Consider the following 17,260-nt stretch of genomic DNA (forward strand, 5'->3'; position numbering starts at 1 on the left):
CCCGGTACCGGGGACCCGCGCCGCGTCTTGGCGCACGATTCAGCGCACAATGAGGCCGCGGCCCCTGGCCACGGCGTCGGCCAGGCGCCCGGCGACGTCCTGCCAGTTGGCGATGTTCCAGACGGCCTTGAGGTAGTCGGTCTTGACATTGAGGTAGTCCAGGTAGAAGGCGTGCTCCCACATGTCCACCATGAACAGCGGGATGGTGCCCACCGGCACGTTGCCCTGCTGGTCGAAGAGCTGGAGGACCACGAGCTTACCAGAGATGGAGTCGTAGGCCAGCACCGCCCATCCCGAGCCCTGGATGCCCAGGGCGGTGGCGGTGAAGTGGGCCTGGAACTTCTCGAAGGAGCCGAAGGAGTCCTTCATGGCCTCGGCCAGCTCGCCCTCGGGCCTCCCGCCGCCGGCGGGGGAGAGGTTGGCCCAGAACACGCAGTGGTTGGTGTGCCCGCCCAGGTTGAAGGCCAGGTTCTTCTCCCACAGGTTGACGGCGCCCAGGTCCCCGTCGTCGCGGGCGGCGGCCAGGGCCTCCAGCGCGGTGTTGGCCCCGGCGACGTAGGCGGTGTGGTGGCGGTCGTGGTGGAGCTCCATGACGCGCCCGGAGATGTACGGCTCCAGGGCGGCGTAGTCGTAGGGGAGGTCGGGAAGCGTGTACACGGCCATGAGGGTGCCTTTCGGTCTGGCATGACCCGGCCCCCGGCATGGGACCGAAGTCCTGGACGGGCCTCATGCTAGACGCGCTCCGATGCGCGCGACCACCGTCCCGGGCGCGATTACACTGTGCGCAGAACCTGTCCGTGCCCCTGCCGGAGGACCCCATGGCCAACCAGGACGCCGACCGCCTCACGATCCTCGTCTACTCCGACGACGCCCGCGTACGCCAGGAGGTCATGGAGGGCGTCGGACGCCGCCCCGCCGCCGGCCTGCCCCTGGTGGCCTGGGTCCAGGCCGCCACCGCCGAGGGGGTCCGCCTGGCCCTGAAGGACCGCTCCCGGGCCGGGGACAGGCCCTTTGACCTGCTCATCCTGGACGCTGAGGCCAAGAAGCTGGGGGGCATGGGCCTGGCCCACGAGCTCTACACCGAGATGGATCACCGTCCCCCGGTGGTCCTGCTGACCGCCCGCCCCCAGGACCGCTGGCTGGCCGCCTGGGCCAGGGCCGATGCCGTGGTGCCCCGCCCCCTGGACACCCTGGCCCTGGCCCAGGCCGTGGCCTCCGCCCTGCGCCACCCGACGGCCGCCTAGGGCCGGGCCCCGCTGGGTCTCCGGGCCCGCCGACGGAGGTCACGGCCTGCGCCCATCTTCTCAGGGCCCGCCCGCGGGGCTCCTCAGGGCCCGGCCGCCCTCCAGGCGTGCGCCGCCACCAGCCCCACCCACCTGGCACGAGCCCGCCCCGCGCGGAGGAGGCCGGGGCAGGCAGGATGCGGCACGGGGCGAGGCTATAGACTCTGCCTCCAGGAGTTCCCGCACGCGGGGCGCCCCCGCCCGACCACGCCAGCCGCACACGCACAGGAGGCCACCGATGGGTTACCGAGGGATCAAGGCGACCGCCGGACCGGCCATCGAGATGCTCTACCAGCCCTGGATCCGGGGCGAGGAGAACATACCCGCCGAGGGTCCCGCCATCCTGGCCTCCAACCACCTGGCGGTCATTGACTCCTTCTTCCTGCCGCTCCTGGTGGACCGGGAGGTGGCCTTCATAGGCAAGTCGGACTACTTCACCGGCAAGGGCGTCAAGGGCTGGGTGGTGAAGAACTTTATGAAGACCGTGGGCACCATCCCGGTGGACCGTTCCGGGGGCAAGGCCTCCCAGGCCGCCCTGCAGGCCGGGATCGACCGCCTGCGTGCCGGGGAGCTGTTCGGCATCTACCCCGAGGGCACCCGCAGCCCCGACGGGCGCCTGTACCGGGGCAAGACGGGGGTGGCGAGAGTCGCCCTGGCCACGGGCGCCCCCGTCGTCCCCGTGGCCATGATCGGCTCCGACCTGGCCCAGCCCATTGGCCGGGCCATCCCCTCCACCCGCCACCGGGTGGGGATCGTGGTGGGTGAGCCGCTGGACTTCTCGCGCTACCAGGGCCTGGAGAACGACCGCTTCGTGCTGCGCAGCATTACCGACGAGGTCATGTACTCCCTCATGTGCCTGTCCGGGCAGGAGTACGTGGACCTCTACGCCGCGGACGTCAAGAAGGCCATGGGCGCCGAGAAGAGGAGCGCCGAGGAGGTGGTGGCCCAGATGCTGGCGGCCCAGGCCGCGGCGCGCCCCGCCGCCCCCGAGGTCCACGCCCCCGGCGGCCGGCCGGCGCCGGAGGTCAGCGTCCCCGAGCCGCCCGACGCCGAGAGCGGGGACGAGGACGCGCCCGACGCCGAGGGTGCGCAGACGGACCAGCAGGACTGAGCCTTCGGGGAGGTACCCGCCCTGCGGGCCCGGTACCCGTCCCGGGCGCCCGCTCCTGGCCCCCGTCCCCGACGCTGGCGCCGGACCCAGCCCTTCGGTCCCTGTCGGCCGGGGCACTCTCCCCTTAGACTGGCGCGCAATGCGGCCTGCGCCCCACGATCCGGCGGGGCCCGCGCCCCACCCCAACCCGAAAGGTCCACGATGTCAATCCGTCGCGTCGCCCTGCTCACCGCGGGCGGCTTCGCCCCCTGCCTGTCCGCCGCCGTCGGCGACCTCATTGAGCGCTACACCGAGGTCGCCCCCGAGGTCGAGATCATCGCCTACCAGTACGGCTACCACGGCCTGCTCACCGGCAACTACATCGTCATCGACGACGAGGCCCGCAAGAACGCGGGAGTCCTGCGTGACTTCGGCGGCTCGCCGATCGGCAACTCCCGCGTCAAGCTCACCAACGCCAAGAACCTCGTCGAGCGCGGCCTGGTGGCCGAGGGCGTCAACCCCCTGGAGTTCGCCGCCGAGCAGCTGCGCAAGGACGGGGTGGACGTCCTGCACACCATTGGCGGGGACGACACCAACACCACCGCCGCCGACCTGGCCGCCTACCTGCACGACAACGACTACGAGCTCACCGTCGTCGGCCTGCCCAAGACCATTGACAACGACGTCGTCCCGATCCGCCAGTCCCTGGGTGCCTGGACCGCGGCCGAGCAGGGCGCCCACTTCGCCTTCAACGTCATTGGCGAGCACCGCTCCAACCCGCGCATGCTCATTGTCCACGAGTGCATGGGCCGCAACTGCGGCTACCTCACCGCCGAGACCGCCCGCCGCTACCACGAGCTGCTGGCCGCCAGGCAGTGGGTCCCCTCGCTGGGCCTGACCCGCGAGCGCTGGGACGTCCACGCCGTGTTCGTCCCCGAGGCCAAGCTCGACATCGCCGCCGAGGCCAAGCGCCTCAAGGCCATTATGGACTCCCAGGGCAATGTCAACATCTTCCTGTCCGAGGGCGCCGGCGTGCCCGAGATCATCGCGGAGATGGAGGCGGCCGGCCAGGAGGTCCAGCGTGACCCCTTCGGCCACGTCAAGCTCGACACCATCAACCCCGGCCAGTGGTTCGCCCGGCAGTTCGCCGAGCTGATCGGCGCCGAGAAGGTCATGGTCCAGAAGTCCGGCTACTACTCGCGCGCCTCGGCCGCCAACGCCGAGGACCTGGCCCTGATCAAGAGGATGTGCGACCTGGCCGTCGAGTGCGCCCTGCGCGGGGAGTCCGGCGTCATCGGCCAGGACGAGGAGAAGAACGACGAGCTGTGCGCCATCGCCTTCCCGCGTATCGCCGGGGGCAAGCCCTTCGACGTCACCCAGCCCTGGTTCACCGACCTCATGGCCGACCTGGGCCAGAAGGTGGAGCCCGCCGGCCCCGCCCGCTGAGGCCCGGCCCCACCGGCCGGGTGCGGGGGGAGGGTCCCGTACCCGGCCAACAGGTCGTCTCACTATGTGGTCGCGGGGCTGGCGCGGCTGGTGTGTGCCATATGGTGGTACACGTGATGAGTGACCTCGCCCCGCTGCCCGCCCGCGCCTGGCGGGGGCGTCCCGCCGCCCAGCAGCCCGTCTACCCCGACGCCGCCGAGCTGGCCGCGGTGGTCGCCGACCTGCGCACCCGCCCCCCGCTGGTCTTCGCCGGGGAGGTCGACGCCCTGCGTGAGCTCATGGCCGCCGCCAGCGCGGGGGAGGCGTTCGTGCTCATGGGCGGGGACTGCGCGGAGTCCTTCAGCGACAACACGGCGGACAATATCCGCCTCAAGGTCCAGACCATCCTCCAGATGGCCGCCGTCCTGACCTACGGCGCCTCCACCCCGGTGGTCAAGGTCGGGCGCATGGCCGGGCAGTACGCCAAGCCGCGCAGCGCCGACACCGAGACCCGCGGGGGGGTCACCCTGCCCTCCTTCCGGGGGGACTCGGTCAACTCCCACGAGTTCAGCCCCCAGGCCCGCACCCCCGACCCCCGCCGCATGCTGGACGCCTACCTGCGGTCCGGCACCACCCTCAACCTCATCCGGGCCTTCACCATGGGCGGCTACGCCGACCTGCGGGAGGTCCACTCCTGGAACCGGGGCTTCACGGCCAACCCCGCCTACTCGCGCTTCGAGGCCTTCGCTGAGGAGATCGACCGGGCCATGCGCTTTATGGAGGCCGCGGGCGTGGACTTCGAGGCGCTGCGCCAGGTGGACTTCTACGCCGCCCACGAGGCCCTCCTGCTGGAGTACGAGGACGCCATGATCCGCCGGGACTCCCGCTCGGGGCGCCTGTACGACACCTCCGCCCACTTCCTGTGGGTGGGGGAGCGCACCCGGGACGTGGACGGCGCCCACGTGGCCATCCTCCAGGGGGTCCACAACCCGGTGGGGGTCAAGATCGGCCCGGGCACGAGCCCGGAGGACGTCTTCTCCCTCATGGACCGCCTCAACCCGCACGGCGAGCCCGGGCGCCTGAGCCTGATCACCCGTATGGGGGCCGACCGGATCCGCCACGTTCTGCCCGCCCTGGTCGAGGCCGTCCAGGCCGACGGCCGCCCGGTGACCTGGATCACCGATCCTATGCACGGTAATACCGTCACCGCGGAGAACGGCTACAAGACCCGCGACTTCGAGACGGTCATGGACGAGGTCCGCGGCTTCTTCGAGGTGCACCAGGCGCTGGGGACCGTCCCCGGCGGGGTGCACGTGGAGCTCACCGGCGACGACGTCACCGAGGTGCGCGGGGGCGGGGAGCGTATTGGCACCGCCACCTTAGAGGAGCGCTACGAGACCCTGGTGGACCCGCGCCTGAACCACCAGCAGTCCCTGGAGATCGCCTTCGAGGTCGCTGAGATGCTGCGCAGCTAGGCGCCCCGCGGCGGGCTCACCACACGCTGACCTTGACCGTGGAGCCCTTCCTGACGCTGGTACCGGCCTCGGGGTCGGTGGAGCGCACGGAGTCGATCAGGCCCCCCAGGACGTTGCTGACATCGGCCTTGAGGCCCGCGGCCTCCAGGGCGGAGACCGCCTCGTCCCTGGACTTGCCGGTGACGTTGGGGACGGTGACCATCTCAGGGCCCTTGGAGAGCTTGAGGGAGACCTCCTCGCCCGCGTAGTGCCCGCCGCTGCCGGCCTCGGGGTCGGAGGAGACGACCTTGCCGGACTCCACGGTGTCGGAGTACTCCTCCGTGGTGGCCCCCACCTTCAGCCCCGCGGCGGTGAGCATGGCGGTGGCCTCCTGGAGGGTCTTGCCCTTGACCTCGGGGACCCTGGCGGGCTGGCGCCCCTTGGAGACGACGATGGCCACGGCCGAGGAGTGGTCGATCGAGGCCCCCGCGGCGGGGGAGGAGGAGGCCACCAGGCCCTCCTTGACGGTGGGGGAGTACTCCTGGGTGACGGCGCCCAGGGACAGGCCGGCGTCCTCCAGGGCCTGGGCCGCCTGGGCCTGGGTCATGTTCGTCAGGTCCGGCACGATCTTCTTCTCGATCCCCCGCGAGATAGTCGCCGACACCTCCGAGCCCACCTGGGCGCCGCTGCCGGCCCCCGGCTCGGTGGAGATGACCGCCCCCTCGGGGACCGTGTCCGAGAAGGCCTTGGTCACCGGCCCCCAGGTCAGCCTGACCGCCTGGACGACCTCACGGGCCTGGTCCTCGGACATGCCGGTGGTGTCCGGCACCGTCACGGTGCGCCCGGGTCCCATGGTGAAGTACCAGGTGGTGGCGCCCCCGCCCAGGAGGACGACCCCGGCGCCCACCAGCAGGGCGCGCCGGCTCAGGAACCGGGGCAGGGGGGAGAGCACCACGGTCTCGTTGCCGTCGGCCTGGGGGGCCTGGCCGCGGGGCAGCATGGTGGTGACGCCGTCGGCGGGGCCGGGTCCGATGGAGCCGATGGGCACCGAGACGGTGCGCAGGCCGGCGTGGGGGGCGGCCGCCTCCTGGGCGGTGGCCGGGGTGGCGCTGACGGCCGCGCTGGCCGCGGCGGCGTTGGCGGCCAGGACCTCCTGGGCCGCCACGGTCCCGGTCCCCCCGCCCAGGTGGACGGCGAGCTCGGCGTCGCTCAGGGAGGCGGCCACCTGACGCAGGCGGGTCAGGGCGGTGTCACCGTCCTCCAGGCGGGCCTGCGGGTCGCGGGCCGTCATCTGCGCCACCAGCCTGTCGACCTCCGCGGGCATGTCGGGCACCCGGGTGGAGGGGGCGGGGACGTCCTCGTGGACGTTCTGGAAGGCGATCTGGATGGGGGAGTCGGCGGTGAAGGGCTGGTGGCCCGTGAGCAGCTCGAAGAGGATAATGCCCACGGAGTAGACGTCGGCCCGGGGGGTGGAGCTGCCGGTGGTCATGAGCTCGGGCGCCAGGTAGGCCACCGTCCCCAGCACATTGCCGGTAGTGGTCTGGGTCACTTCCGTGACCGCGCGGGCCAGGCCGAAGTCGGCCACCTTGGCCACTGAGCCGTCGGCGGGCAGGAGCACGTTCTCGGGCTTGATGTCCCGGTGGACCAGACCGGCCCGGTGGGCCGCCGCCAGGGGCCGCAGGATCTGGGCGGTCAGCCCCAGGGCCTCCTTGACCGAGACCGGCCCGGCCTCCAGCAGGTCACGCAGGTTGGTGCCGTCCACGAACTCCATGACCAGGTAGGCGACGCCGTCGATACTGCCCTGGTCGTAGACGGCCACCACACCGGGGTTGGACAGGCGCGCCGCGGCCCGGGCCTCCCGGCGGAAGCGGGCCACGAAGTCGGGGGAGTCCGCCAGGTGGGGGTGCATGAGCTTGAGGGCCACGACCCGGTCCAGGCGCCTGTCCCTGGCCTTGTAGACCGTGGCCATGCCACCACGGGCGACGCGCTCGACAACCTCGTAGCGAGAGTCGATCAGGCGATCAAGAAGCGGATCTGCGACCACGAGCGGGATTGTACGGGGCCGCGACCCGTGGCGGAAGCGCCGCGCGGCGGGCACGCCGGGGCGAGGCCGGGGAGTCAGGCGCTGCGGCGCGTGAGCCGGTCGGCCAGGGCCTCCAGGAGCGCGGCGCTGGGGGCCTCCATGAGGGGGCGCACCGCCTCCAGGGCCTCCAGGCCGCACGCCCGGTGGGAGGCGATGAGGTCCTCGTGGGCGGCCCTGGCCCCGCAGTCCTCGATAAGGCGTGCCGCGGCCCCGGTCCCGTCCCCGGGGGAGGCCAGGACCTGGCGCAGCAGGTCGCGTCCAGCGGTGTCCGTGCGCTGCCAGGTCAGGGCCAGCAGGGCCGTGCGCTTGCCCTCACGCAGGTCCTCCCCGGCCGGCTTGCCGGTCACGGCCGGGTCGCCGAAGACCCCCAGCTCGTCGTCGCGCAGCTGGAAGGCGGTCCCCACCTCCTCGCCGAAGCGCGCCAGGCCCCCCAGGAGGGCCGCGTCCGGGTCGGTGCCCGCCAGGAGGGCACCCAGGAGCAGGGGCTGCACAACGGAGTACCGGGCGGACTTGCGGCGTACCACCTCCAGGGCCCGTCCCAGCATCTCCTGCCCGGCCCCTGCCGGGTCCTCCTCACCGGGCAGGGGCACCACCTCGGCGCGCACGTCGAGGAACTGCCCGTAGGCGACCTCGGCGGTCATGCGGTCGAAGAGCTCCCGGGCCCGCCAGGGGCCCGCGTCCCCGTTTCCCGCCCCGTCCCGGGCGGCGGCGCAGGCGGCCCCCATCTCCAGCCCGGCCTGTGAGAGCAGCCAGTCCCCCAGGACCAGGGCCGCGCTGGTGCCGTAGGTGCCGGGTCGCCCGCGCCAGCCGCGCTGCCGGTGGGACGTGGAGAAGGAGCGGTGCGCGGCGGGCAGGCCCCGGCGGGTGGGGGCGGCGTCAATGACGTCGTCGTGCACCAGGGCGCTGGCCTGGTAGAGCTCCAGGGCCGCTCCCAGGCGGGCCGAGGCCGCCCCGCCCATCACCTCCGGGCGCCCCGCCCGGGTGCGCAGGGTCATGCCCACGGCGGCCAGGACCGGGCGCATACGCTTGCCGCCGGAGAGGGCCTGCTGTGCCGGCCCCAGCAGGTCGGCCCCCGCCTCCCCGGGCAGCCGGGAGCGCCACCGGTCCGTGAGCTCGTGCAGGCGGCGGTCGACGGCGGCGCGTACCAGCGTGGTGACGAAGCTCAGCTCACTCATTGCCCCAGCCTAACCGGCCCCGGGCACAGGGCGTCAGAAACGGGAATAAACGCTACAATAGCGAGGTTGTCTGCTGAGTTGGTGAGGCTGGTCGCGCCGCTCCCGCACCAGCCACCGCCTGGCCTACCTGACGCGAAAGGAACTCCGTGGCTTCTTCCACCGCTACGCGCACCCGTGTGGACCACGTCAACGACCCCCAGGACGAGAAGGACACCGGCCCGGGCGGCGCTGACGGGACCGACGAGCACGACGGCGCCGAGGCCGGCGAGGGCCGCGGCGAGCACCCGGAGGAGGGCTCCCACCAGGAGCCCGACCAGGAGCCGGTCCCCGAGCCGCACGACTACTACCTCGACGTCTCCCTGGAGGCCAACGGGGACGGCACCAAGAAGCACCCCTTCAACGACCCCGCCGTCCTCAAGGGACTCAGGATCACCCCCGGTTCCACCCTCTACGTGCGTTCCCGCACCGTGGTGACGGGCCTGGAGATCTGCGGCGACGGGACCCTGGAGGCCCCCATCACCATGGCCCCCTACGGGCACGGCCCGGTACCACGCTTTATCGTGGGGGACTCCGCCCCCATGGTGGCCCGCGAGTTCCTGACGCAGAACGGCTACATCTTCCGCGGCTGGGTCATTAAGGGCATTAAGATGCAGCCCTCCATCGCCGCCCTGACCGGTGAGCTGGAGCGCATGCGCCGCGAGGAGGCGGAGAAGGCGGCCGCCAAGCGCTCGGGCAGGCGCTCCAGGAACCAGGACAAGGACAAGGACGGCTCCTTCACCGTCTCCGACTCCGACGAGGCCGACGAGCCCGCCCAGAAGGTGGTCACCGCCGGGGCCACAGCGGACCCGGTCAAGGACTACCTCAAGCAGATCGGCAAGGTCGCCCTCCTCAACGCCCTCCAGGAGGTCGAGCTCGCCAAGCGCATCGAGGCCGGCCTGTACGCCGAGCACCTGCTGGCCACCACCGGCTCCACCCTGCAGGCCAGGAACCGCCGCGAGCTGCACTGGATCGCCCAGGACGGCCAGCGCGCCAAGAACCACCTGCTGGAGGCCAACCTGCGCCTGGTGGTCTCCCTGGCCAAGCGCTACACCGGGCGCGGCATGCTCTTCCTGGACCTCATCCAGGAGGGCAACCTGGGCCTGATCCGCGCCGTGGAGAAGTTCGACTACACCAAGGGCTACAAGTTCTCCACCTACGCTACCTGGTGGATCCGCCAGGCCATCACCCGGGCCATGGCCGACCAGGCCCGCACCATCCGCATCCCGGTGCACATGGTGGAGGTCATTAACAAGCTCGCCCGGGTCCAGCGCCAGATGCTCCAGGACCTGGGCCGCGAGCCTACCCCCGAGGAGCTGGCCGTGGAGCTGGACATGACCCCCGAGAAGGTCGTGGAGGTCCAGAAGTACGGCCGGGAGCCCATTAGCCTGCACACCCCCCTGGGCGAGGACGGGGACAGCGAGTTCGGCGACCTCATCGAGGACTCCGAGGCCGTGGTCCCGGCCGACGCGGTGAGCTTCACCCTCCTCCAGGAGCAGCTCCACGCCGTGCTGGACACCCTCTCGGAGCGTGAGGCGGGCGTGGTGTCCATGCGCTTCGGCCTGACCGACGGCCAGCCCAAGACCCTGGACGAGATCGGCAAGGTCTACGGGGTCACCCGCGAGCGCATTAGGCAGATAGAGTCCAAGACCATGTCCAAGCTGCGCCACCCCTCCCGCTCCCAGGTGCTGCGCGACTACCTGGACTAGGGCCTCCCTGCCGGCCGGTGGCCGCGCGCCCTGGGGCGGCCTGGGGGCGTGCGCGAACTCATGGCAGCGGGCACCGTGGGCCCCCGGGCCCCGTGGCAGGCTTGGTCCCAGATGGCCGGTGGGCCCAGCCTGCCCTGACGTGTAAGGAGCCCCATGGGAGTCGTTGTCGCGATTGACGGACCGAGCGGATCGGGGAAGTCGACGGTCTCCAGGCTGGTAGCGGCCCGGGCAGGCCTGGCCTACCTGGACACCGGCGCCATGTACCGCGCCGCCGCCTGGTGGTGCGAGCGCCAGGGCATCGACCTCAGTGACGCCGACGCCGTCGCCTCGGCGGTGGAGGCCATGCCGCTCCAGGTGGGCGTGGACCCCGCCGACCCCCGCGTCCACTGCGACGGCCAGGACGTGACCGCCGCCGTCCGCGAGCCCCACATCGCCGCCGTGGTCTCCACGGTGGCCACGAACCCGCGGGTGCGTCCCGAGCTGGCCCGCCTCCAGCGCGAGGTCATTGAGCGCGAGTCCACCAGCCCGGACTCCTTCTCCGGGGGCGCCGGGATCGTGGCCGAGGGCCGTGACATCACCACCGTCATCGCCCCCGGGGCCGACGTACGCCTCCTGCTCACCGCCTCGGAGCAGGCCCGCCTGGAGCGCCGCGCCAGGGACCTGGAGGCCGCGGGCAAGGCCGTGGACGCGGCCGCCCTGCGCGACCAGGTGCTGCGCCGGGACCGGGACGACGCCACCGTCTCCCAGTTCCTCACCGCCCCCAAGGGCGTCACCCTCGTGGACACCTCCGACATGACCCTGGAGGAGACGGTCGGGCACGTCCTGGACCTGGTCCGGGCCGCCCTGCCCGGCCCTGGGGCCCGGCCCCAGGACCCCGCGGAGAGCCAGGAGGACCACCAGCGGGCCCGGGCCCTGCGCGCCGGGCTGGAGGACTACGAGCTGGACGAGGAGGACCTGGCCCTGCTCTCGGGTGACCAGGAGGGCCCCGCCGAGGACGCCCCCGAGGCGGGCCTGCCGGTCCTGGCCGTCATCGGACGCCCCAACGTGGGCAAGTCCACCCTGGTCAACCGGGTCATCGGACGCCGGGCGGCCGTGGTCCAGGACACCCCCGGCGTCACCCGGGACCGGGTCTCCTACCCGGCCGAGTGGGCCGGGCGCCGCTTCACCATCGTGGACACCGGCGGCTGGGAGGTGGACGTGGCCGGCCTGGACGCCGCCGTGGCCACCCAGGCCGAGGTCGCCGTCGACAGGGCCGACGCCGTCCTGCTCGTGGTGGACGCCCGGGTCGGCGTCACCGAGACCGACGCCCAGGTGGTCAAGATGCTGCGCCGCAGCGGCAAGCCCGTGGTCCTGGCCGCCAACAAGGTGGACTCCTCGGCCCAGGAGGGCGACGCCGCCGCCCTGTGGGGCCTGGGCCTGGGCGAGCCCTACCCGGTCTCGGCGCTCCACGGCCGCGGCAGCGGGGAGGTGCTCGACGCCGTCGTCAGCGTCCTGCCGCAGGTCTCGGCGGTCGCCGCCCCCCCGCCCGAGGGGAGGCTGCACCGCGTGGCCCTGGTCGGACGCCCCAACGTGGGCAAGTCCTCCCTCCTGAACGCCATTGCCGCCCAGGACCGGGTCGTGGTCAACGAGACCGCCGGCACCACCCGCGACCCGGTGGACGAGGTCATTGAGCTCGACGGACGCCAGTGGGTGTTCGTCGACACCGCCGGCATCCGCCGCCGGGTACGCCAGGTGCGGGGCGCGGACTACTACGCCGTCCTGCGCACCCAGGGCGCCATTGAGAAGGCCGAGGTCGCCGTCGTCCTGCTGGACGCCTCCCAGCCCCTGAGCGAGCAGGACGTGCGCGTCATCCAGCAGGTCATCGACGCCGGACGGGCCCTGGTGCTGGTCAACAACAAGTGGGACCTGGTGGACGAGGACCGCCGCACCCAGCTCGCCCGTCAGACCGACCAGGACCTGGCGCACGTGGCCTGGGCCCCCCACATCAACCTGGCCGCCCGCACCGGCTGGCACACCAACCGCCTGGCACGCGCCCTGGACGCCGCCCTTGAGGGCTGGACCACCCGCGTCCCCACCGGACGCCTCAACGCCTTCCTCGGCGAGCTCCAGTCCGCCACCCCCCACCCCCTGCGCGGCGGCAAGCAGCCGCGGATCCTCTTCGCCACCCAGGCGCAGACGGCACCACCACGGATCGTCATCTTCACCACCGGCTTCCTCGACGCCGGCTACCGCCGCTTTATCGAGCGCCGCCTGCGCGAGGACTTCGGCTTCACCGGCTCGCCCATCCAGATCTCGGTGCGCGCGCGCGAGAAGCGCCGGCGGCGGTGAGGCGGCGCCGTTGCCGCGCGGTCAGCGGTTCCCGGCGGTCACGAGGCAGCGGAGCCAGTGGAACCGGGGCCCGTGTCCTCAGCGGGGGCGTCATCAGGGGAGCCGGCCTCGAGGCCCTCGTCATCGGCGTCGGCCCACCGGGCACCGTGCGGCAGACCGTCCTCATCGACCTGCTCAGGTGGAAGACCCATCGGTGGTGCCGACCTGCTGAAGGTCGCGTCCCAGAAGTTGGCGTTGGTGAAGGTCGCGTCCCAGAAGTTGGCGTCGTTGGTGAAGGTCGCGTCCCGGAAGTTGACGTTGGTGAAGGTCGCGCCCTGGAAGTTGACGTTGGTGAAGGTCGCGCCCTGGAAGTTGGCGTTGGTGAAGGTCGCGCCCTGGAAGTTGGCGATCTCGGTAAGAACGGCGTCGTGAAGGTCGATGGTGCAGTCGCACCAGAGCTGGTCGTCCTCGACCAGCTGGGTGACTGCCCCGCGGTGCTTCGTCTTCTCGCGCCGCTTGCGCAGGTGCCTGACGAGCACCTCCAGCACCGTCGACTCGACGGCGCCGTCGTGGCTCACGTAGACCTTCTCCTCGCTGGACTGCTCCGGTCCGTCCTGCTCGTTGACGATGGTCCTCCACTCACCGCGCTGCGTTCGCAGGTACCCGCACAGGATGCTCACCACGCGCTGGCGGTACTCCCCGCGGTGGGTGTCCGCCACGTCGGCGAGGGAGTAGACCCCGGCGATCCTCACCTGTGGTGACCCGCTTCCCAGCTGCTGCACCCCGCTGAGCAGCCTCTGCTCGGCCCTGTCCTGCTCGGCATCCCTCTCGGCGCGCTCGGCGCTGGCCCGCTCGCGGTACTTGATGACGAGATAGCCAGTGCCTCCAATGCCTCCGATGGTGGTCAGGGACACCTTGACGAGGTCGAGCGAACCCGCCCCCGCGCCGGCGCCGCGCCAGTTCGTCAGCCACCGCTGCCAGGACCAGAGCGGGCCCTCACCCCACAGCCACCCCAGGACGGTGAACACGACCAGGGCGAGCACCACCCATACGAGGATGACGCCGAACAAGGGCCACGTACCGAACCGGCGTGTCACGGCGCGCAGGAACCCGCGGCGAGGCTTCCTCGTACCGGTCGTCTCAGACATCTGGGCTTCCTCTCACTGCTCCGCCCTGGAGTCGTCGGACAACCCGGCCAGGGCGGCGCGCACGGCGTCGGCCGTGGTGAGGGCGGGCTCGGCGGGGGCCATGGGGCTCCTTGCGGGTCGCGGCCGCGCGGGCGCGGCACGGGGCTGACCCCGTAGACTGTAGCCGTCGCCGGCCCGGTCGCCCCGGCGGGCGGCGGATTTCGGACGCAGCGGAGCGCCGGGACAGTCGAGGAGGACGGTGCGATGAAGGTCGTGATCGGCGAGGACGGGCCGGACCCCGCGGTGCAGGCCTACCTGGACGGCCTGAACCGCTCCGAGCTGCACGAGCTGGTGCTCACGCTGGCCGAGTGCTCCGAGACGGTGCGCCGCACCCTGGAGGCCGTCGCGGAGCTGGCCGGGGAGCGCCGGGGCGGGGCGGGCGAGGACCCGGTCCGCCGCCCTGCTGTCCGCGCCCAAGGGCTACGAGGACTACGAATCCTACGACTTCGAGTACGGGGAGTACGCGGACAACGGCTACGCCGCCGACATCCTCGACTTCCTCGACGAGCTGGAGGCCCTGATCGACGACGGCGGGGCCGACGCCGCCGCCCCGCCGCTGCACATGATCATTGTGCGCCTGCGCCCGGACCTGTACGAGGGCCAGGGCGACACCGGCGGGCTCATGGAGCGGGCCAGCGACCGGGCCGCGGAGCTGTACGCGCGCGCCTGCCGCGAGGGCCGGCCCGACGTCGGCGCGCTGGCGACCTGGCTGGCGCAGTTCCGGCTGGAGGGCCTGAGCTGCCCGGAGCTGGCCCTGACCGATTTCCTCCCGGCGCTGGGGGAGGAGGGGCTCGCCGTCTACCGGGGGGCCGTCGAGGCCGCGCCGCCGAGTCGGCAGAGGTTCGTGCTCGAGGTGGAGCTGGCCGACGCGGACGGGGACGTCGACCGGGCCGTGGAGCTCCTGGCCGAGGAGAACACCGGCCCCTGGTACGCCTCGATCGTCGAGCGGCTGCTGGCGGCGGGGCGGCGGGACGAGGCGATGGCCTGGCTCGACCGCGCCGTCGCCGCCGGGCGCGTGGGGAGGAGTTTCTGGGACCGACCGGAGGACACGGACATCGTCAGAAGGCGCCTGGACGCGCCGCGGGCGATCGACCTGTACATCGGGGCCGGACGGCCCGACGACGCCGTGGCGCTGGCGCACCGGCTGTTCCGGGAGAACCCCGGCGCGGACGCCTACGACCTGCTCCTGGACACCGCGGAGCGCCTGGGCCGCCGGGACCGGGAGCGCGAGGCGGCGCTGGCGTGGATCGACGGGCGCAACTGGCGCGACGCGGACATCCCCATCGCCCTGGCGCTGCACGAGGGCGACGTCGAGCGCGCCTGGCGGGCCGCCGACCGGTGGGGCGCCGACGACGCCTGGCGGGAACTGGCCGACGCCGCGCCCCAGCCCCGGCCCGCGGACGCGATGCGCCTGTACGAGGAGGCGGTGACGCGGACGCTGGGGCGGCGCTCCGGCAGGGAGACGTCGCAGAGGATCGCGCAGTTCGCCGTGCGGCTGCGCGATATCGCCGCGGCGGCCGACGAGGCGGCCGCGGCCGAGACCACCGCCGCCGACGCGGGCGCGGGCCCGGCGGATGAGGGCGGGGGCGCCGTCGGGGCCGCCGGGGCGGGGCGGCGGGTCGGCGCGCACACGAGGCGCTTCCGGGTCTGGCTGGACAACCTGCGCGACAGCTGCCGGCACCGCCCCACCGTGCACGATGAGCTGAGGCGGGCGGGGCTGTAGGGCCGGGGCCGCCGGCCCTCCCCGCGCAGCGCCATGATCTCCCCGCCCCGCGGGGCCGGAGCGCCCCTCGCCGGGACCTTCCCCGTTTAGACTGGGCGTCATGATCAAGCCCGTTGACGCCACCACCACACCCGCCTGGTCCGCTCTCACCGCTCTCCACGAGTCCCTGGACCCCGATCTGCGAGCCTGGTTCGCCGACGATCCCGGCCGCGCCGAGCGCTTCTCCTACGAGCTGGGCGACCTCTACGTCGACCTGTCCAAGAACCTGCTGACCGACGACGTGCGTGACGCACTGGCCGAGCTCGCCCTCCAGGTCGACGTCCCCGGCCGCCGCGACGCCATGTACGCCGGGGAGCACATTAACGTCACCGAGGACCGCGCCGTCCTGCACACCGCTCTGCGCCGCCCGGCCACCGACTCCCTGAGCGTGGACGGCCAGGACGTCGTGGCCGACGTCCACGACGTCCTGGAGCGGATCTACGCCTTCGCCCGGCGCGTACGCTCAGGGGAGTGGACCGGCGTCACCGGCAAGCCCGTCAAGACGGTCGTCAACATTGGCATCGGCGGCTCCGACCTGGGACCGGTCATGGTCTACGAGGCCCTGCGCCCCTACGTCCAGGACGGCCTGGAGTGCCGCTTCATCTCCAACATCGACCCCACCGACTGCGCCGAGAAGGTGGGCGACCTCGACCCCGAGACCACCCTGTTCATTATCGCCTCCAAGACCTTCACCACCCTGGAGACCCTCACCAACGCCCGCATGGCCCGCGCCTGGCTCCTGGACGCGCTGGAGCAGCGGGGCATTAGCACCCAGGGCGCCGTCGCCAGGCACTTCGCAGCCGTGTCCACCGCCCTGGACAAGGTGGCCGAGTTCGGCATCGACCCCGCCAACGCCTTCGGCTTCTGGAGCTGGGTGGGCGGACGCTACTCGGTGGACTCCGCCGTGGGCACCATCCTGGCCGTGGCCGTCGGACCGGAGAACTTCGCCGACTTCCTGGGCGGCTTCCACACCGTGGACGAGCACTTCGCCACCAAGGACCCGGCCGAGAACGTGCCCATGCTCATGGGCCTGCTCAACGTCTGGTACGTCAACTTCTACCACGCCGCCTCCCACGCCGTCCTGCCCTACGCCCAGTACCTGCACCGCTTCGCCGCCTACCTCCAGCAGCTGACCATGGAGTCCAACGGCAAGTCGGTGCGCTGGGACGGCAGCCCCGTGACCACCGCCACCGGCGAGATCTTCTGGGGCGAGCCCGGCACCAACGGCCAGCACGCCTTCTACCAGCTCATCCACCAGGGCACCCAGCTCATCCCCGCCGACTTCATCGCCGCGGCCAGCCCCGCCCACCCGACCAAGGACGGGCAGACGGACGTCCACGAGCTGTTCCTGTCCAACTACCTGGCCCAGACCGCCGCCCTCGCCTTCGGCAAGACCGCCGAGGAGGTGCGCGCCGAGGGCACGCCCGAGGAGATCGTCCCGGCCCGCGTCTTTACCGGCAACAGGCCGACTACCTCGATCCTGGCCCCGGCCCTGACCCCCGCGGTGGTGGGTCAGCTCATCGCCCTGTACGAGCACATCACCTTCACCCAGGGCATTGTGTGGGGCATTGACTCCTTCGACCAGTGGGGCGTGGAGCTGGGCAAGAAGCTCGCCCTCCAGATCGCCCCCGCCGTCCAGGGCGACGCCGATGCCCTGGGGGCCCAGGACGCCTCCACCCAGGGCCTGATCACCCGCTACCGGAAGCTGCGCTACGGCGCCTGACCACCACCGAGCCTGAAAAGGAGGAG

Annotated in this window: 12 protein-coding genes; 8 read left to right on the forward strand and 4 right to left on the reverse strand. The window is 72.4% G+C overall.

The window, feature by feature from the left end:
* Positions 1-39: 39 nt before the first annotated feature.
* On the reverse strand, positions 40-663 hold the full coding sequence (locus JJJ15_RS00300) for a superoxide dismutase (protein ID WP_200511047.1): 624 nt from the start codon (positions 661-663) through the stop codon (positions 40-42).
* Between the two features lie 155 nt (positions 664-818).
* On the opposite strand from JJJ15_RS00300, the gene JJJ15_RS00305 reads away from it, so the two are divergent.
* The 4 genes from JJJ15_RS00305 to JJJ15_RS00320 all read left to right on the forward strand — a co-directional run bounded on the left by JJJ15_RS00305 (position 819) and on the right by JJJ15_RS00320 (position 5,273).
* The gene (locus tag JJJ15_RS00305) at positions 819-1,244 is read left to right on the forward strand and encodes a response regulator transcription factor (protein WP_200511849.1); all 426 of its coding nucleotides are present in this window, start codon (positions 819-821) and stop codon (positions 1,242-1,244) included.
* Positions 1,245-1,521: 277 nt separating this feature from the next.
* On the forward strand, positions 1,522-2,394 hold the full coding sequence (locus JJJ15_RS00310; RefSeq protein WP_200511048.1) for a lysophospholipid acyltransferase family protein: 873 nt from the start codon (positions 1,522-1,524) through the stop codon (positions 2,392-2,394).
* 201 nt (positions 2,395-2,595) lie between these two features.
* On the forward strand, positions 2,596-3,819 hold the full coding sequence (locus tag JJJ15_RS00315; protein WP_200511049.1) for a pyrophosphate--fructose-6-phosphate 1-phosphotransferase: 1,224 nt from the start codon (positions 2,596-2,598) through the stop codon (positions 3,817-3,819).
* Positions 3,820-3,935: 116 nt separating this feature from the next.
* The gene (locus tag JJJ15_RS00320; RefSeq protein ID WP_246742207.1) at positions 3,936-5,273 is read left to right on the forward strand and encodes a 3-deoxy-7-phosphoheptulonate synthase class II; all 1,338 of its coding nucleotides are present in this window, start codon (positions 3,936-3,938) and stop codon (positions 5,271-5,273) included.
* A 16-nt stretch (positions 5,274-5,289) separates the two neighbouring features.
* On the opposite strand, the gene pknB is transcribed toward JJJ15_RS00320, so the two are convergent.
* Positions 5,290-7,296, reverse strand: a complete 2,007-nt coding sequence (pknB, locus tag JJJ15_RS00325) for a Stk1 family PASTA domain-containing Ser/Thr kinase (RefSeq protein ID WP_200511051.1) — start codon at positions 7,294-7,296, stop codon at positions 5,290-5,292.
* Positions 7,297-7,370: 74 nt separating this feature from the next.
* A complete protein-coding gene (locus JJJ15_RS00330) occupies positions 7,371-8,510 on the reverse strand; it encodes a polyprenyl synthetase family protein (protein WP_200511052.1) in 1,140 nt (379 codons plus the stop codon).
* Between the two features lie 146 nt (positions 8,511-8,656).
* Here JJJ15_RS00330 and JJJ15_RS00335 point away from each other — a divergent pair, with 146 nt between their 5' ends.
* The gene (locus JJJ15_RS00335) at positions 8,657-10,255 is read left to right on the forward strand and encodes an RNA polymerase sigma factor (protein WP_106109024.1); all 1,599 of its coding nucleotides are present in this window, start codon (positions 8,657-8,659) and stop codon (positions 10,253-10,255) included.
* A gap of 153 nt (positions 10,256-10,408) precedes the next feature.
* The gene (gene der / locus JJJ15_RS00340; protein WP_200511053.1) at positions 10,409-12,583 is read left to right on the forward strand and encodes a bifunctional cytidylate kinase/GTPase Der; all 2,175 of its coding nucleotides are present in this window, start codon (positions 10,409-10,411) and stop codon (positions 12,581-12,583) included.
* Positions 12,584-12,621: 38 nt separating this feature from the next.
* On the opposite strand, the gene JJJ15_RS00345 is transcribed toward der, so the two are convergent.
* Positions 12,622-13,710, reverse strand: a complete 1,089-nt coding sequence (locus tag JJJ15_RS00345) for a pentapeptide repeat-containing protein (protein WP_200511054.1) — start codon at positions 13,708-13,710, stop codon at positions 12,622-12,624.
* Positions 13,711-14,311: 601 nt separating this feature from the next.
* On the opposite strand from JJJ15_RS00345, the gene JJJ15_RS00350 reads away from it, so the two are divergent.
* A complete protein-coding gene (locus tag JJJ15_RS00350) occupies positions 14,312-15,472 on the forward strand; it encodes a DUF6880 family protein (RefSeq protein ID WP_200511055.1) in 1,161 nt (386 codons plus the stop codon).
* A gap of 100 nt (positions 15,473-15,572) precedes the next feature.
* Positions 15,573-17,234, forward strand: coding sequence for a glucose-6-phosphate isomerase (pgi, locus tag JJJ15_RS00355; protein WP_200511056.1), 1,662 nt, complete (start codon positions 15,573-15,575; stop codon positions 17,232-17,234).
* Positions 17,235-17,260: the final 26 nt, after the last annotated feature.

Source organism: Actinomyces sp. HMT897 (genome assembly GCF_016626125.1).
Taxonomy (GTDB): Bacteria; Actinomycetota; Actinomycetes; order Actinomycetales; family Actinomycetaceae; genus Actinomyces.

Excerpts from the sequence above, each read along its gene's own strand:
- JJJ15_RS00300 (WP_200511047.1), bottom strand. The coding sequence starts at position 663 with ATGGCCGTGTACACGCTTCCCGACCTCCCCTACGACTACGCCGCCCTG.
- JJJ15_RS00305 (WP_200511849.1), top strand. The coding sequence starts at position 819 with ATGGCCAACCAGGACGCCGACCGCCTCACGATCCTCGTCTACTCCGAC.
- JJJ15_RS00310 (WP_200511048.1), top strand. The coding sequence starts at position 1,522 with ATGGGTTACCGAGGGATCAAGGCGACCGCCGGACCGGCCATCGAGATG.
- JJJ15_RS00315 (WP_200511049.1), top strand. The coding sequence starts at position 2,596 with ATGTCAATCCGTCGCGTCGCCCTGCTCACCGCGGGCGGCTTCGCCCCC.
- JJJ15_RS00320 (WP_246742207.1), top strand. The coding sequence starts at position 3,936 with ATGAGTGACCTCGCCCCGCTGCCCGCCCGCGCCTGGCGGGGGCGTCCC.
- JJJ15_RS00330 (WP_200511052.1), bottom strand. The coding sequence starts at position 8,510 with ATGAGTGAGCTGAGCTTCGTCACCACGCTGGTACGCGCCGCCGTCGAC.
- der (WP_200511053.1), top strand. The coding sequence starts at position 10,409 with ATGGGAGTCGTTGTCGCGATTGACGGACCGAGCGGATCGGGGAAGTCG.
- JJJ15_RS00345 (WP_200511054.1), bottom strand. The coding sequence starts at position 13,710 with ATGTCTGAGACGACCGGTACGAGGAAGCCTCGCCGCGGGTTCCTGCGC.
- JJJ15_RS00350 (WP_200511055.1), top strand. The coding sequence starts at position 14,312 with ATGATCATTGTGCGCCTGCGCCCGGACCTGTACGAGGGCCAGGGCGAC.
- pgi (WP_200511056.1), top strand. The coding sequence starts at position 15,573 with ATGATCAAGCCCGTTGACGCCACCACCACACCCGCCTGGTCCGCTCTC.